This window comes from Sulfurimonas sp. ST-25, from assembly GCF_048079205.1.
Taxonomy (GTDB): domain Bacteria; phylum Campylobacterota; class Campylobacteria; order Campylobacterales; family Sulfurimonadaceae; genus Thiomicrolovo; species Thiomicrolovo sulfuroxydans.
The window spans coordinates 2,169,315-2,185,642 of sequence record NZ_CP182225.1 but is presented as its reverse complement, the minus strand read 5'-3'; the positions used below and the strand labels follow the sequence as shown (position 1 = coordinate 2,185,642).

Genomic DNA, 16,328 nt, shown 5'->3' with positions numbered 1-16,328 from the left:
TTTTTCTTGTACCGTTTCCTGATGATACTGATGATCGTGCCGTATATCCTGCAGGCAAACGTATTGGAAAATGCCCTGGAGAAGGCGGCGAAGACGGGTGTGGCCCAGAGCCGCTACTGGCACCTGCTGCTGCATATGCCCGAAGATGTCAGCGAAGTCGACGACCCGGCGTTTTTTCTCGCTCCGGGGGGCAAAAGCAACGCGGAAGCCGAACTGAACGCTACGCTCACGGCGCTTTACAATGAAAGCCGTTTCGACGACAATGCCACGGGGTGTCGTTTCCCCGCCCGCCGCTCCTGGCTGCAGGAGACACTGGGCTTGGAAGGTCTGCCGGAACTGCGCTGCACCTCCTACGAGACACTGGTGCGTAAGATGGACCCGCAGTCGGTGACGCTGGTCTTCTCGTCGGCGCACATCAACTCCCCGGCTTCCATGTTCGGCCACACCTTCCTGCGCATCGACTCCTCCTATGAATCGAAGATGCTCTCCTATGCCATCAATTACGCCGCCGGCGCAGACCCGGACAAGGAGAACGGCGTCGTCTTCGCGGTCAAAGGGCTCTTCGGGGGCTACCCCGGTTTTTACTCCCTGCTGCCCTATTATGAAAAGCTCAAAGAGTACCGGGATACGGAACAGCGCGACGTTTGGGAGTACGACCTGGACCTAGACCATGACGAGGTGATGGCCATGATCCGCCACATCTGGGAGCTCAAGGGGGTGTACAACTGGTACTTCTTCTTTGACGAGAACTGTTCGTACAATATGCTCTGGCTGATGGAGATCGCCCGGCCGGACGTCGATGTGCGCGGCCACTTCGCCTATCACATCATCCCGATGGAGACCGTGCATGCCACCGAGGAGGAGAGGCTGGTACGGGCCAAGCACTACCGTCCCTCGAAACGGACACTGCTGCTGGCCTACGAAAAGGTACTGGACCGCCGCGGCGAAACCGAAGCCATGGCACTGGCCGACGGGACGCTTACCCCCGGGACAGTCCTGAACGACTCGGCACGTGACACGCAGATGAAACGCTACACCCTTGAAGCCGCATCGGAGCTGGCCGAGTACCGTTTGATGAAAGGAGCGGTGGACAAAGCGACCTATTCGGAGCGTTTCCACGCCATCCTCTCCGCCCGGGCGTCGCTGGGGAAGGGGGAGAAGCTGCCGGTGGCAACGCCGCGCAATCCTGACGAGGGGCACCGGGCGACCCGGGCGCAGTTGGGGACGGGATGGCGGGACGGCCACCCCTATCAGCAGCTGGGCATTCGCCCGGCCTATCACGACCTCGGCGACAGTGACATCGGATTCATGCCGGGAACGCAGATCGAGTTTTTGGACCTTCTGGCGCGCTATGACCAAGACGGTGCCGCGGTCGAAAAGGCGACCATCGTCTCCATTACGTCCATCGCCCCGCAGAGCGCCTTTTTTAAACCCTTCTCCTGGCGGATGCACGCGGGGTGGGACCAGAACTTCATTTCTCGGGACACGCTCTTCAGTATGGCCGTGGGAGCGGGCGTCGCGGCGGGAGGCACATGGGGGTACGGGTATGCCCTGGCGGAGCCGGAACTGTTCGTGACGGACAAAGGGTACGGTGCGCTCAAAACGACGCTCGGGCTCCTTTTCGAAGTGGGGGGAGGTTCCAAGCTGGCCGCGGAAGGGGGGTACCGTTTCTATGCGGACGGGATGCGCCAGTGGACGGGACGGGTGGAACACACCAGCCGCCTTTCACAGAACAACGCCCTGAAACTTGCCTTCGACTACACGGATAAAACGGCGGGAGCGCAACGCAGTTTCACGGCTGAATTTGTCCACTATTATTAACGTGCTGGCACCTCTAACAACCCCGTATGGATCTCAGAGGATTTTTGAAGCGTGAGATTTTCTTTGTTTTCTGCGCAGGTCTAGCCGTAGCTAAGTCAAGAAGAAAACGGAGGAAAGATCGTGCTTCAAAAGCCCTCCCTCAGGGCACTGCAGAGAAAAGCCATACTCGGCGTTGCCGCTTTTCGACTTAGCTATGGCTAGGCCTTCAACGCGTCGCCTTGATTATGACTTTCTCTGCAGTGCTGAGACCGTACAGGGTTGTTAGAGGTACCCATACTTTTATAGACACTGCTGCCGCTTTCGGTTATAATCAGTAGACTATATCAGAAAAGAAGAGAGACGATGTATATCCCGCAAATAGAGTTTTCCCTCTGGGCCGATTTCATTGAACGCGATTTTATCGATACGGGTCTGAAACGGCTTGTTGAACAGGGAATTGTCAACGGAGCGACGTCCAACCCCGCCATTTTTAAAAACGCTATTTTGACGTCGCCGGCTTACCAGATGCAGCTCGAGACGCTGCAGAATCATACCCCCAAGGCAAAGTACGAGGCCCTGGCGATTACGGATATCCAGAAGGCGGCGGATGCATTACGGCCACTGTTCGATCAGGGCAATGACGGCTATGTCAGCATCGAGGTCGACCCCTATCTCTGCGACGATGCCGTCGGTACGATCGAAGAGGGGCGCCGCCTTTTCAGGGAGATCAGCCGTCCCAACGTGATGATCAAGGTTCCCGCAACGGACGCGGGGTATGTCGCCATGGAGACACTCGTCGGCGAAGGGATCCCCGTCAACGCGACATTGATCTTCTCCAAGGCGCAGGCTTTGGCCTGTGCCAACTCCTTCGCTCGGGGTTTGGAGAAGGGTGCCACGCAGGTCGATACGGTGATCAGTATCTTTGTCAGCCGCCTGGACCGCGCCATCGATGCGGCCCTGGAGTCCAAGGGGGTACAGCCATCCCTGGCGGGCGTCTATAACGCCGCAGCGATCTACGAAGCGATCGAGGGGCTGGAGGTGCCGCGCTGCCGGGCGCTCTTCGCATCGACGGGGGTCAAGGGGGGCGGCCTGTGCCCCTCCTACTACGTCGATGCGCTTTTGGCGGCGCACAGCGTGAATACCGCGCCGATCGAGACGATCGAGGCGTTCGTGGCCCATGGCGACAAAGAGGCGAAACTGCCCCTCGATGCGGATCGGATCGAAGCGCACTTCGACGCCGTGGCAGCGGCCGGGGTCGATCTCGAAGCGGTCTGCGCCCAACTGATGGCCGAGGGCCTCGAAGCATTCAAAACGGCGTTTGCCGAAATCCTGGCAGAATTGGAGTAATTTATGAGTACAAATCAAGTCGATACCGATATCAATATTGAGAACCTGACCTTTGAAACGCTGCGGCGGGTGCGCGGCTACCTGAAGCGGATGATGGATGCCGGGGGGTCCGACCTCCATCTCAAGGCCAACTCCGTCGTGCGCGCCCGTATCAACGGTGACATTACGCCACTCAGCGGCGAGATCTTCAAGAAAGAGGAGGCGCTCACCTTTGCCAAGGAGCTGCTGCGGACCCGCTTCGCCGAGTTCGTCCGGCAAAAAGAGCTCGACCTTGTCTACTCTTTCGATGAGAATACCCGTTTCCGTGTCAACATCTTTTTCCAGATGGACGGGGTCTCCGCGGTCTTCCGTGTCATTCCCGTCAAGATCGTCTCCATCGATGACCTCGGGCTGCCGAAGGTCGTCCACAAATTCGCCCATACCGAGCGGGGCCTGGTCCTGGTCACCGGGGTCACCGGTTCGGGGAAATCGACGACGCTCGCGGCGATCATCAACGAGATCAACTGGTCGCTGCGCAAGCACATCGTCACGATCGAGGATCCGATCGAATTCGTCCACAAAGACCGCAAATGCATCGTCAACCAGCGCAGTGTCGGGCAGGATACGAAAAGCTTCGCCAACGCCCTGCGCGCCGTACTGCGTGAAGACCCCGACATCATCCTCGTCGGGGAGATGCGGGATATCGAGACCGTCGAGACGGCGCTGCACGCGGCGGACTCGGGGCACCTCGTCTTCTCGACCCTGCACACCCTGGATGCGAAGGAGACCATCAACCGTGTCATCTCCATCTTCCCGACCGGGGAGCAGAACCGTGTCCGTATGACACTGGCGGCGGTGTTGGAAGGGGTCATCTCCCAGCGCCTGATCCCCACCGTCGACGGCAAACGGACGGCGGCCCTCGAGATCCTCGTCAATACGCCCTATGTCGCGCAGCTCATTATGGAAGACCGCGACAGCGAGATCCGCGACGCTATCGAGGAGGGGAAGGATATCTACGGCTCCCAGAGTTTCGACCAGGGGATCCTGGACCTCTGGAACGCCAAGCGGATCTCGACGGAGCAGGCGTTCAAATATGCGACGTCTCCGGCGGACCTCAAGCTTCGGATGGAGGGGCTCACCAGCCGCGTGACCGCGAAAGACGGCAGTACGCAGAAGTCCGGAGGAGAGGATGACGACAAGCCGCGCTTCAGTGAAGACGAGATTTTCCAGCTCAAGAGCGAGTAGCATGCTCTTTAGCTGTTTTTAAAGAATATTTAAGTATTATTCCGTCCTATTTTATTACAAGGACACACCTATGTTGGAAGGTATTGTTAGAGAGAGTACCGGTAAAAGCGCAACGAAAGCGTTCCGCCGCGATGGTTATCTGATTGCCAACATCTACGGAAAGGGGCTTGAAAACGTTCACGCCGCTTTCAAGATGAATGAGTTCATCCGTACAGTTCGCAACAAAGACACCCTGGCGTTTCCGGTAAAAGTCGGTGATCAGGAGATGAACGTTGTCGTTCAGGCGTATGAGTCTCATCCGGTGTCCGGTAACCTGCTGCACGTTGACCTGATGGTCGCGCAGCCGGGTGTCGTTACCCACTACAACGTTCCGGTCAAAACGGAAGGTTCTCCGGTCGGTCTGAAGAACAAAGGGATGCTCTACATCGCGAAGAAGCGTCTGCGCGTCAAAGGTGCGATCGATCAGATCCCGGATACGATCACTGTCAATGTCGCTCCGCTCGACCTCGGTGACTCCATCTTGATTCGCGACCTGGAGAAATCCGAAGCGTTTACTTTCACAGACGCTGACCGCGTTTCCGTTCTCTCCATCATCAAAGCGAAGTAACTTTGCTGATCGTCGGACTGGGTAACCCGGGTTCGGCGTATGAGAAGACCCGGCACAATGTCGGGTTCATGGTCATTGATGCGCTCTTGCGGCGCCATCAATGCGATGCCGTCAAAAAAGCCGTCTTTGAAGGCGACCTCTATAAATTTTCCTCCCATTTTTTACTCAAACCGCTCACTTTTATGAACCTGTCAGGGCGTTCCATCGGTAACGTTAAACGTTTTTACAAGATCGATGAGGTCATTGTCATTCATGACGACCTGGACTTGCCGTTCGGGACGCTGCGTTTCAAGCGCGGGGGCGGACACGGGGGGCACAACGGCCTCAAATCGACCGACACAGCGATTTCACCCGATTATGTCCGGGTGCGGATGGGAATAGGCCACCCCGGGGATCGCAACCGTGTCGCCGACTATGTTCTGAGCGCCTTTACGCCGCAGGAGGCCGAATGCCTCCCCGAGTGGATCGAGCGGGCCGCTGACGCGGTGGAGGCGTTGACGCGCATGGGCATGGACGAGGTCGCCTCTAAGTACACCGTCAAAAAAACTCCGTTACAATAACCGATATTTTTCAGGGGCCTGCGATGTTGATGTTCCGGTATATCGCCTATCACTACCTCAAGTACATCGCCGTCATCCTCTTTGCCCTCGTCTTTTTCATGGTCGGGTTTGACTACATGGAGAGCGCGGACAAGCTGCAGTCGGCCAACCTTATCGTCATCTACCTCACCTACAAAACCTTTTTTGCCGTCGATATGCTGCTGCCGCTCTCTTTGGTCTTCGCGATGATTGCGACGAAGATTTTCCTGATCCGTTCCAACGCCCTGGTGGCGATCTATGCGCTGGGGTACAACAAAACCGACGTCATCAAGCCCTTCGTCGGCGTTGCCGTGGCGATCATGACCCTCTATATCGCCCTGCATGCGACTTCGTTTGCCCGGGCGGACGAGTACGCGAACAATATCCGCCGTTCCGCGCAGTACCTGCAGCCGACCAGCAACCTCTTTTTTACCTTCAAAGACCGCTACGTCTATTTCGGGAAGCTCTACCCGCTCCAGGAACGAGCCGAGGACATCCGCATCTTCACCCATGAAAACGGCGCGCTGCAGCAGGTGCTCTCCGCCGAGGGGGCCTATTACGCCGACGAGCACTGGCACCTCAACCACGCGGTGTCGCTCCAGAAGCCCAAAACGCTGAGCCTGGAGGGGGAGGGGATCACCGTCACGCAGTTGCAGGACCTGACCCTGCTCGAGGGGTTCCGTCCGAAGATCCTCGACCAGGTATACGAGGGGAAGGTGAACTACACCATTCTTGATGCGATCGACGCCCTGATGCTGCTGGGGAGCGAGAATCTCAATATCGACAAGATCAAAAGCGCGCTCTACCGTATTTTCATCACGCCGCTCTTCGTGCCGAGCCTGATCATATTGATCTTCTTTTTCGTTCCGATCAGCCCCCGGTTTCTCAACATCACGCTATTCAGTTTCGTCGCGATCCTGGCGACGATGATGACCTGGTCGTTTCTCTTTATGCTCACCGAGCTCTCCAACAACAAAACGATCCCCAGCGAGGTGGGCATCGTCCTGCCGGTCCTGGCGCTTTTCACGGCGGCGCTGATACTCTGGTACCGCAACCGCGGGCACGGCGTCGACGCGCACTCCTAACGCCCCCTTTAGCCCTTTTTCGCTATTATCGCGCAAGAATTTTCCCGGGCACCCCACGGCGGTAAAACGTTGCCGATGCCCCGAAAGAAGGAAGCATGTCAATGGACTTCAACTCCCTGGCAGAGACATACGGTACGCCGCTTTACGTGTACGATTTCGATGCGATGCGTGCGCAGTACGAGACGCTGAAAGAGGCGTTCCGCGGACGCAAATCCCTTATCTCCTACGCCGTCAAGGCCAACTCGAACCTCAGCGTCGTCAAACAGTTCGCCGACCTCGGCGCCGGCGCGGACTGCGTCTCCATCGGCGAAGTACGCCGCGCGATGATGGCGGGCGTACCCAAGTACAAGGTGATCTTCAGCGGGGTCGGCAAACGCGACGACGAGATCCGCGAGGCGATCGAGCGGGATATCCTCTACATCAACCTTGAGAGCGAGGCGGAGCTGGGGCGTGTCGAAATGATCGCGCAGGAGCTGGGGCAGGTGGCCCGAATCAGCATCCGCGTCAACCCCAATATCGACCCCAAGACCCACCCCTACATCTCCACGGGGCTGCATGACAACAAGTTCGGGGTCGAGATCGATGCGGCCAAACGGATGTACATCCGGGCCAACGCCTCGGAGTGGATTGAGCCCGTCGGGATCCATTTCCACATCGGCAGCCAGCTCACCGAACTCGACCCGATCCGCGAAGCGAGCGAGATCGTCGCCGACCTTGTACGTTCGCTCAAAGCGGCCATCGGGATCGAGCTGAAGTTCTTCGACATCGGCGGCGGCCTCGGTATCCGCTACAAGGACGAAACGACGATCACACCCTACGATTATGCCCAGGCGGTGCTTTCGACCCTGACGGGGATGGACATCACCGTCGTCTGCGAACCGGGACGTTTCATGACGGCCAACGCCGGCTACTTCCTGACACGGGTGCTCTACGAGAAGCAGAACGGCGCAAAACGCTTTGTCGTCGTCGACGGGGCGATGAATGACCTGATCCGCCCGAGCCTCTACAGTGCCTACCACCGCATCGTCCCCGCCACGGCGCATGAAGGCGACGAGACGCCGGCGGACATCGTCGGTCCCGTCTGCGAGAGCGGGGATTTCCTCGCCAAGGAGTACCCGCTGCCGCCGATGGCGCACAACGACCTGCTCGTCGTGCACAGCGCCGGGGCCTACGGCTTCGGCATGGGCAGCAACTACAACACCCGCGGCCGCGCGGCGGAAGTCGCGCTCATAGCGGGCGCAGACCGTCTGATCCGGGACCGGGAGTCTTTCGAGGACCTGGTCGCGCCGGAGCTGAAATACCTCGGCTGAAACCATGTACTTCATCGACGTTCAGGGAACCCTGATCGATGACCGGGCCCAGCAGCCCATTCCCGGGGCCGCCGCCTTTATCGACGCCCTCAACCGCAGCGCGGTTCCCTACCTCGTCGTCACCAATAACACCAAACGCGCCAGCAGCGATTTCCTGGCCTATCTCCAAGCGCTCGGTTTCGCCATCCCCCGGACCCATTATCTCGATGCCCTGATGCTGCTGGAGCGGGAAGTCCCCAAACAGGGGGTGGCCGCCTACGGCAGCGAGACCTTCCTGGCGCAGCTCGATGCCCTAGGGTATGTGCGGGATTATGAAAAGCCGCAAACGCTCCTGCTCTCCGTCCGTGCCGATTACGGGGCGGAGGATTTCGCGCAGATGATCCCCTTCCTGATGCAGGGCGCGCGGCTCGTCGGCATGCACGATACGACGCTCTACGCGACGCAGCACCGGCGCTTTCCCGGGGTGGGGGCGCTGCTGCGCATGCTCTCCTACGCGGCTTCCGTCCCCTTTACCGTCGTCGGGAAACCCTCGGACGCCTTTTACGGCGAAGCGCTGCGTCTGCTGCGTCTTCAGCGCCCGGAAGCGGCCTTTGAAAACGTGACGATGATCAGCGACGATTACGCGGGGGACCTGACCGGCGGGGAAGCGCTGGGCATGCGCCCGGTACTGGTCCTTAGCGGCAAGGTACGCCCGGGAGACGCGCTTGCAGCGCGGCTGCGCAGGGAAGAATCGGGGACGGTGGTGTATAATGACATTACTGAGATTCCGCCCGGAAAGAGTGTGATGTGAAAAGCGAAGCGATAAAAGCGTTGGAGACCCTTGAAGCGTGCCGCGACGCCATTGATGCCATCGATACGGAGCTGCTGGCCCTGATCAATGAGCGCATGGCCGTGGTGGAGCGCGTCGGAGAGATCAAAAACAAGAGCGGGGCTCCGATCTACCGCCCCGAACGGGAAAAGGCGATCCTGCAGCGTCTTGAGACGGTCAACGCCGAACAGCACGGACTGCTCAACGCCGGCGCCATCGAGGCGATCTTCCTGGAGATCTTCGCGGTGGCGCGCAACCTGGAACTGCCCGAACGCATCGTCTACCTCGGTCCCGAGGGGACTTTCACCCACCAGGCGGCGGAGAGCCGTTTCGGCGCCATGAGCGAATACCTCCCCATGAGTACGATCGCGGGCGTCTTCAAGGCCCTCGAGAGCGGACGTGCCAAGTTCGGTGTCGTGCCGATCGAAAGCCGTCAGGACGGTGCCGTCGGGGAGACCCTCGACCTGCTGGCGACGAGCCCGATGAAGATCGTCGCGGAACTCTACATGCCGATCCACATGACCTTTTCGACCAAAGCGGCGCATCTGGACGGTATCAAGCGTATCTACTCCAAGGATAAGGGATTCGGGCAGTGCCGGAACTTCCTCAACGAGCACGGGCTGCTCAACGTGCAGCAGATCCCCGTGGAGTCGACGGCAAAAGCGGCGATTCTGGCCTCGGAAGATCCGGAAGCCGCGGCGATCTGCAGCCACATCGCCGCCAAACTCTACGGCGTGCCGATGATGTTCGAAAACATCGAGGACGTCCACGACAACACGACGCGGTTCATCATCCTCAGCGATTTCAAGAACGCGCCGAGCGGGCAGGACAAGACCTCCATTCTCGCCAAGCTGAAAAAGACGACCCGCGCCGGGGTCCTCGTGCATTTCCTGCATGATTTCGACAAGGCGAAGATCAATCTCAGCAAAATCGAGAGCCGCCCTGCGAAGAGCCAGGAGGGATTCGGGTACTGGTTCTTCATCGATTTCTACGGCCATATCGATGACAAAAACGTACAGAAGATACTGAAAAAACATACCGATGAAGTGACGTGGCTGGGAAGCTACGTCGAAGGGGAACAATGACTTTCAATCAGACACTGGATGCCATCAGGGTTTATGAGGCGGGCAAGCCGATCGAGCTGGTCGTGCGCGAGTTCGGGATCGAGCCCAAGGATATTATCAAGCTCGCCAGCAACGAGAACCCTTTCGGGTGCTCCCCGAAGGTACAAGAAGCGGTCGGCGCGATCGTTTCCAAGATGGCTCTCTACCCGGACGACTCCATGTACAAGCTCAAGGACGGTTTGGCAAAACGTTTCGGCATCGACCCGCATGAAGTGGTCATCGGTGCCGGTTCGGACCAGGTGATCGAATTCGCGGTGCACGCCAAGGCGGGGCCGGGCAAGAAGATCCTCATCAACAGCATCACCTTCGCGATGTACGAGATCTATGCCCATCACGTCGGCGCGGAGGTGATCCGCACGGCATCGCGCGCGCATGACCTTGACGAGTTCTATGCCCTTTACCTGGAGCATAAACCCTCAATCATCTTCCTCTGCACCCCGAACAATCCGACCGGTGACAGCGCCGACGCGGCGGAGGTGAAAGCCTTCCTCTCCAAGATCGACAGGGAGACGCTCGTCATCGTCGACGGCGCCTACATGGAGTACGCCCGCTACAAGGATTCCGCCAAGGCTCTGGAGCCCAAAGAGCTCATCGAAGCGTATGACAACGTGCTCTACCTGGGCACCTTCTCGAAAGCGTACGGACTCGGGGGAATGCGGGTAGGGTACGGTATCGCGCAGCGCGATATCATTACCGCGCTCTACAAGCTCCGTCCGCCCTTCAACATCACGACCCTCTCCCTCGAAGCCGCCTCCGTGGCCCTGGAGGATGAAGCCTTTGTGCAGAGTTGTATCGCGAAGAACTTTGAGGAGATGGAGCGTTACGAAGTCTTCGCCGAAGCGCATGGCATCCGGGCGATCGAGAGCTATACGAACTTCGTTACCCTCTGTCTGAAGGAGGGGACGAGCTCCACGGAGGTCGCCGACGCCCTGCTGCGTCAGGGAATGATCGTGCGCAACCTGGCCGGATACGGCCTCAACGCGATCCGCGTCACCGTCGGCAAGCCCGAAGAGAACGACCGCTTTTTCGCCCTGGCCGCGGAGTTGGTCTGACCGGAGGGCGGGATGAAGGGCGCGGAAGGTTTTTCATCCCTCCCGAAAACCGCTGTTTTGGCCGCGCTTCTGCTGTGCGGGTCGCTCCTGATCGCAGGGATGCTTTACCGCACCTTTGTCCATACGGAGATCGCCATCGGTTCCATCGCGGACCCGGTCGGGACGGCACGGCTGATCGAACGGCTGGAGCTGCTTGACGCCGATTACCGCGTTCAGAAGGACGGCAGCATTCTCGTGGATGAAAGCGATGCGGCACGTCTTCAGCGCCAGGGGCTCTCATTGGGAGCTGCCCGGCCGCAGCCCGACCGGGCTGCCCAGGGAGGCATGCTGCTTCTGCTGATGGCGGCGGCGGGGGCGCTTGCAGTGGTGTCGCGGCGGCTCGCCGTGCTGCTAAGGGGTTTGATCACGACACCCCTGGCGGCTGCAGCGGACACTGAAACGCGGCCGCCGCCGGAACCTTCCGCCCCCGTGCCGGCTGCCCGTGCCGTCTTCGGGACGGCGCGACTGTTCGAGGGGGAACATCCCCAGACCGTCGCCGTCTACCTTCTCGGACTGGCGACGGCGGAGGCCGCCGCGGCCATGGAGGCGATGGGTTCTCATGAGCGCGACCGGGTCTGGGAACGGATGGCGTTCAGCGGAAGCTGTGACGAGGGGCTTCGCACGCGGGTGGCGGAGCTCTTCGCCGCGAAGGCGAAGGCGCTGCAAAAAAGAGTGCGGCCCGCGGAGACGACGGCGAAGATGCTCGCGATCTATCGGAGCCTCTCTCCGGCGACGCGCACGGCACTGCTGAACACACTGCGCCGTGGGCACCCCCACGAGGGGCTGATCACATTACTTGAAGCTGAAGCCGCGAATACGCACCGGGGCGGAGAAGGTTGATAATAGCCCCTTTTCGCTAATATGCTTCACCTTTTTCCCCCTTTTCAGGGAGAGGCCATTGTACGAGGATAGGATGAATCAAAAACCATTGCACGATTATGAAGCGCTGGAGGCACAGTGCCGCGCGATCCGGGAGCGGATCCTGGACGTGGTCAGTACCAACGGCGGGCACCTGAGCTCCACCCTGGGGGCGACCGAGCTGATCGTGGCGATGCATGCGGTGTTTGATTCATCCAAAGACCCCTTTATTTTCGATGTCTCCCATCAGGCCTACGCCCATAAGCTGCTGACAGGGCGTTGGGAGGAGTTCGCCACCCTGCGCCAGTTCGACGGCCTCAGCGGCTACACGAAGCCCAAGGAGAGCGAGCACGACTACTATGTCGCGGGACACTCCTCTACCTCCATCTCCCTCGGCGTCGGCGCCGCGAAGGCGATCGCGCTCAAACAGGAGCAGCACGAGCGGATTCCCGTCGTGATGATCGGCGACGGGGCGCTGAGCGCGGGGATGGCCTACGAGGCGCTTAACGAACTGGGCGAGCGCGAATATCCGATGGTGATCATTCTTAACGACAACGAGATGAGCATCGCCAAGCCGATCGGGGCCGTGAGCCGCATGCTCAGCTCCGCCATGGCGAGCCCGCTCTACCAGAAGATCAAACGCGGCACGGAGACCTTCGTGGACCATTTCGGCGAAGGGGCGCACTACCTGGCCAAGCGCTTCGAAGAGTCGTTCAAGCTGATCACGCCTGGCATCATTTTCGAGGAGATGGGCATAGAGTATATCGGCCCCGTCGACGGACACGATATCAAGCGTCTTGTCGAGACCTTCGAGACGGCCCGTGCGATGGGCAAACCGGTGATCATCCATGCCCAGACCGTCAAAGGCAAAGGGTACAAAATCGCCGAGGGTCAGCACGAACAGTGGCACGGTGTCGGTCCCTTTGATATCGACAGCGGCATCTCGCGGAAGAAAAGCGGGGGAAGCAAGAGTGCGACACAGATCTACACCGAGGCGCTGATGCATCAGGCCGACCGTGATGAGAAGGTCGTCGGCGTCACGGCGGCGATGCCGAGCGGCACCGGCCTGACGCCCCTGCTCGAGAAGTATCCCGACCGTTTCTGGGACGTGGCGATCGCCGAGCAGCACGCCGTGACGTCGATGGGTGCACTGGCCAAAGAGGGGTTCAAACCTTTCTGTACGATCTACTCCACCTTTTTGCAGCGCGGGTACGACCAGGTGATCCACGATGTCTGTCTGATGGACCTTCCGGTCGTTTTTGCGATGGACCGTGCGGGGATCGTCGGCGAGGACGGCGAGACGCACCAGGGAGCCTTTGATATCAGTTTCCTGCGTGCGATCCCGAACATGACGCTCTGCGCCCCGCGTGACGAAAAGTCGATGCATCAGGCCGTGGCTTTCGCGGCGGCCTTCGACCGCCCGCTCGGTCTGCGCTACCCCCGGGGCGCATTTTTGGAGGCGGAGCTGCCGGAGTCGGCGCCGTTCGAATACGGCAAGGCGGAGCTGCTGATCGAGGCGCAGAGCGATCTGCTGCTGATCGGGTACGGTAACGGGGTCGGCCGCGCGGCGCAGACCCTCTTACAGCTCGGCATACCTGCGGCCCTGCTGGACCTGCGCTTCGCCAAGCCCCTCGATGCGGAACTGCTCCGAATGCTCTCGACCCGCCACAAGCGCTGGTACGTTTTCAGCGATTCTGCCGCCGCGGGCGGTGTGGGAAGCGCCCTGCTGGAGTGGCTTGCCGCGGAGGGGATCGGAGATGTCCGTCTGCAAAGCTTTGAGTACGCAGACGCCTTCATCACCCACGGCGCGACGCTCAAAGTGGAAGCGTCCTTGGGGCTGCGCCCCGAACAGCTCGCGGAGAGGATCCGAGCAACCCTTCAGGAGGTGTAAGGCCTCTTAGAAAGCAAGCTCCATCAGCAGCGGTTGCTGCGTCCCCTTGGTTTTCAGATAGAGCAGGTGGGGCTTTATCGTGCGGGCTCCCCCTTCCAGTGTTGCTGTAGAACCCCCTGCACCCGCGGCGGCAGCCGCAGAGTCGCCCGCTGCGGTGGTGGCATTGCTATCCTGCGTCTCTTTCACCTTCCCTGTATAGATATTAAAGTCCGTCACATCGCTGTCGATGACGTTGACGTGGATGCGTTCCTTGTCGTCGTAGGGCACCGGCAGGGCAATGGGAAAGGCGGCTTCCAGGCGCACAAGCTGCAGGGTCTCCGCATGGACGAAGTAGGTCACATACGGCGCGGCGATGCCGTAGAGGGAGTTCTTTGTCTGCAACTGCAGCACCTGGTAGTGCTTGTCATTGGTGGAGAGTACGCCGAAGGCGTAGGACTCGACGCAGTCGCGGTAGAGCAGCGTAAACTGTTTGAGCCGTTTGGCCTCCGCATCGGCGTGGCGCTGCATGGTCTGATTGCTGGCGCGGCTTCCGCCGAGGGCCCCGTAGAGGAAAAGTGCCAGCATGGCGATCAGGACGACGGAGATCAGCAGTTCCATCAGGGTAAAGGCGGTGCGTTTCATTGGGAGATCGGCCTGATGGTGAGCATGGAACCGTGCCGGCGTTCGGCGCTGAGTGTCACCTGGATAAGTTCGAATTGGATCGGCGGCACGGCGCCTGCGGCCTCGATGTCCCTGGCACCGAACTCCTTGCCCGTCTCCGCACCTTCGGTCAGCATCCCGGTATCGAATGAGATGGTGTCGACCAGGGTTTCCGTGTAGCGGAACTGCTGGGATTTCAGGTAGGCACGCAGGTCGTCGTTTTCGATGGTGTAGCTGTCGCGCAGCAGGTCGTACAGCGTCTTGTCGCTGCGGTGGAAGCGTTTGTCGGCATGCAGGGATGCGACGGCGAGATCCTCGGTCATGCGGGAGGTCTGTTCAAGCTGGCCGAGGAAGAAGAGGTTGGAACTGTTCATTTTCAGCAGGGCCGCTCCCGCGATCGCTGCGATCGCGACGGCGGCCAACACTTCGACGAGGGTGAAGGCGGGACGCATCAGGCGTCCTTGACCCCGACGCGGATGATCTCGTGCAGGGAAGTCGTTCCGTTCAGCAGCAGGGTTTTGAGCTGGCCGGAGAGGGGCGTCATCCCCAGGGCGATCGCCTTGGCCCGGAGGTCGTGGTCGTTGATCTGGTCCTTGAGCATCGCGACGAGCTCATCGGTCATCTCGAAGAACTCACCGATCGCCTGGCGGCCGGCGTACCCGGTGTAGTTGCATGCTTTGCACCCCTGCTCCTCGAAGACGACCGCTCCTTTGGGAAGGTCAAGCTCTTCGGCATACTCGTCGGCGAGGACGGTCTGCTGTTTGCACTCGGGGCAGAGTTTGCGCACAAGGCGCTGGGCAAGAACCCCCAGCAGCGAAGAGCTGATGAGGAACTGCTCTATGCCCATATCGACGAGACGGGTGATCGAGGCGGTAGCGTTGTTGGTGTGCAGGGTAGAGAAGACCAGGTGGCCGGTCAAAGCGGCCTGGATGGCGATCTCGGCCGTTTCGCTGTCGCGGATCTCCCCGACCATGACGACATCGGGGTCCTGGCGCAGGATGGAGCGCAGCCCCGAGGCGAACGTCAGGCCCGCTTTGGCGTTGGTCTGGACCTGGTTGATGTTGTCGGCCTTGTACTCGACGGGGTCTTCGACGGTGATGATGTTGATATCGGGAGTCGCCACCTGCTGCAAAAAGGCGTGCAGCGTCGTCGACTTCCCGCTCCCCGTCGGTCCCGTGACGAGGATGATGCCGTGGGAGTGTTTGAGCATCTCGTCGAGGTGCTTGGTAAGGGCGTGGTCGAAGCCGAGCCCCTCGAGATGGGGAATGTCCTCGGACTGCATCAGCATACGCATTACGACCCGTTCGCCGTAGTAGGTCGGCAGGACGGAGACCCGGACGTCGAGGGTCTTTCCCGCGATCTTGACGTGGGTACGGCCGTCCTGGGGGATGCGTTTTTCGGCGATGTCGAGGTTGGAGATGACCTTGATACGGCTGATGATGAGGTTGGCGACCCGTTTCTCGATGTCGGCATGCTTGGTCAATGCCCCGTCGACGCGGAAACGCACTTCGCCCTTGTATTCGTGCACCTCGACGTGGATATCCGAGGCGCGCTGTTTGACGGCCTGGTAGAAGAGGGCGTTGACGAACTTGATGACCGGCGCGGACTCTTCGCTGGTCAGCAGGTCCGAAGAGGTGTGCAGGAAGTCCGAAAGCGACATCTCCTCCTCTTCGATCTCCTCCTGCTCCTGTTCAATCCCGCTGAGCTCGGAGTCGGTCCGGATCTCTAGGAACTTGTTGTAGAGGCGGTCAAAGGAGTCGGCATCGACGATGACGAGGGGGAGGTCGAGGTCGAATTTGGCCAGGAAATCGAAGGATTGGGAGAGGTGTGCCCGCCCAAGAACGATATGGACCTCGCCGTCGATCTCGCTGAAGAGCACGTAGCTGCGCAGGCTGAGGTTCAGGTCGACGGACTCAAGCGGGTGGGGTTTGAGGTCGACACCTTCGAGTTCGGGTATGTTCAGCAT

Annotated in this window: 15 protein-coding genes; 12 read left to right on the top strand and 3 right to left on the bottom strand. The window is 59.9% G+C overall.

Annotated features, from left to right (window positions below; genetic code table 11):
* The first annotated feature begins 21 nt into the window (after positions 1 to 21).
* From ACM66T_RS11345 to dxs, 12 genes are all read left to right on the top strand, one after another.
* Complete coding sequence (locus ACM66T_RS11345) at positions 22 to 1,821, top strand: DUF4105 domain-containing protein (protein WP_416768562.1); 1,800 nt, start codon at positions 22 to 24, stop codon at positions 1,819 to 1,821.
* A gap of 342 nt (positions 1,822 to 2,163) precedes the next feature.
* Positions 2,164 to 3,147: a transaldolase gene (locus tag ACM66T_RS11340; RefSeq protein WP_231019124.1), complete on the top strand. Its 984-nt coding sequence runs from the start codon at positions 2,164 to 2,166 to the stop codon at positions 3,145 to 3,147.
* 3 nt (positions 3,148 to 3,150) lie between these two features.
* Positions 3,151 to 4,371: a type IV pilus twitching motility protein PilT gene (locus ACM66T_RS11335; RefSeq protein ID WP_231019123.1), complete on the top strand. Its 1,221-nt coding sequence runs from the start codon at positions 3,151 to 3,153 to the stop codon at positions 4,369 to 4,371.
* Between the two features lie 70 nt (positions 4,372 to 4,441).
* Complete coding sequence (locus tag ACM66T_RS11330; protein WP_231019122.1) at positions 4,442 to 4,978, top strand: 50S ribosomal protein L25/general stress protein Ctc; 537 nt, start codon at positions 4,442 to 4,444, stop codon at positions 4,976 to 4,978.
* A 2-nt stretch (positions 4,979 to 4,980) separates the two neighbouring features.
* A complete protein-coding gene (pth, locus tag ACM66T_RS11325; RefSeq protein WP_231019120.1) occupies positions 4,981 to 5,538 on the top strand; it encodes an aminoacyl-tRNA hydrolase in 558 nt (185 codons plus the stop codon).
* Positions 5,539 to 5,561: 23 nt separating this feature from the next.
* Complete coding sequence (locus ACM66T_RS11320) at positions 5,562 to 6,641, top strand: LptF/LptG family permease (protein ID WP_231019119.1); 1,080 nt, start codon at positions 5,562 to 5,564, stop codon at positions 6,639 to 6,641.
* Positions 6,642 to 6,736: 95 nt separating this feature from the next.
* The gene (gene lysA / locus ACM66T_RS11315; RefSeq protein WP_231019118.1) at positions 6,737 to 7,951 is read left to right on the top strand and encodes a diaminopimelate decarboxylase; all 1,215 of its coding nucleotides are present in this window, start codon (positions 6,737 to 6,739) and stop codon (positions 7,949 to 7,951) included.
* Positions 7,952 to 7,955: 4 nt separating this feature from the next.
* Positions 7,956 to 8,741, top strand: a complete 786-nt coding sequence (locus tag ACM66T_RS11310) for an HAD-IIA family hydrolase (RefSeq protein WP_231019117.1) — start codon at positions 7,956 to 7,958, stop codon at positions 8,739 to 8,741.
* A gap of 20 nt (positions 8,742 to 8,761) precedes the next feature.
* The gene (gene pheA / locus ACM66T_RS11305) at positions 8,762 to 9,844 is read left to right on the top strand and encodes a prephenate dehydratase (protein WP_231021241.1); all 1,083 of its coding nucleotides are present in this window, start codon (positions 8,762 to 8,764) and stop codon (positions 9,842 to 9,844) included.
* The gene (gene hisC / locus ACM66T_RS11300) at positions 9,841 to 10,935 is read left to right on the top strand and encodes a histidinol-phosphate transaminase (protein ID WP_231019116.1); all 1,095 of its coding nucleotides are present in this window, start codon (positions 9,841 to 9,843) and stop codon (positions 10,933 to 10,935) included. Before pheA ends, hisC begins: the two co-directional genes overlap by 4 nt.
* 12 nt (positions 10,936 to 10,947) lie before the next feature.
* Positions 10,948 to 11,814 (top strand): hypothetical protein, encoded by an 867-nt coding sequence (locus ACM66T_RS11295; RefSeq protein WP_231019115.1) that lies wholly within the window; start codon positions 10,948 to 10,950, stop codon positions 11,812 to 11,814.
* Between the two features lie 73 nt (positions 11,815 to 11,887).
* The gene (dxs, locus tag ACM66T_RS11290) at positions 11,888 to 13,723 is read left to right on the top strand and encodes a 1-deoxy-D-xylulose-5-phosphate synthase (protein ID WP_231019114.1); all 1,836 of its coding nucleotides are present in this window, start codon (positions 11,888 to 11,890) and stop codon (positions 13,721 to 13,723) included.
* 6 nt (positions 13,724 to 13,729) lie between these two features.
* Here dxs and ACM66T_RS11285 read toward each other — a convergent pair whose 3' ends face one another.
* The 3 genes from ACM66T_RS11285 to ACM66T_RS11275 are packed head-to-tail and all read right to left on the bottom strand — an operon-like array spanning position 13,730 to position 16,328.
* Positions 13,730 to 14,344, bottom strand: a complete 615-nt coding sequence (locus ACM66T_RS11285; protein WP_231019113.1) for a type II secretion system protein — start codon at positions 14,342 to 14,344, stop codon at positions 13,730 to 13,732.
* Complete coding sequence (locus ACM66T_RS11280; RefSeq protein ID WP_231019112.1) at positions 14,341 to 14,814, bottom strand: prepilin-type N-terminal cleavage/methylation domain-containing protein; 474 nt, start codon at positions 14,812 to 14,814, stop codon at positions 14,341 to 14,343. The genes ACM66T_RS11285 and ACM66T_RS11280 overlap by 4 nt, the downstream gene beginning before the upstream one ends.
* On the bottom strand, positions 14,814 to 16,328 hold the full coding sequence (locus ACM66T_RS11275) for a GspE/PulE family protein (RefSeq protein ID WP_231019110.1): 1,515 nt from the start codon (positions 16,326 to 16,328) through the stop codon (positions 14,814 to 14,816). The genes ACM66T_RS11280 and ACM66T_RS11275 overlap by 1 nt, the downstream gene beginning before the upstream one ends.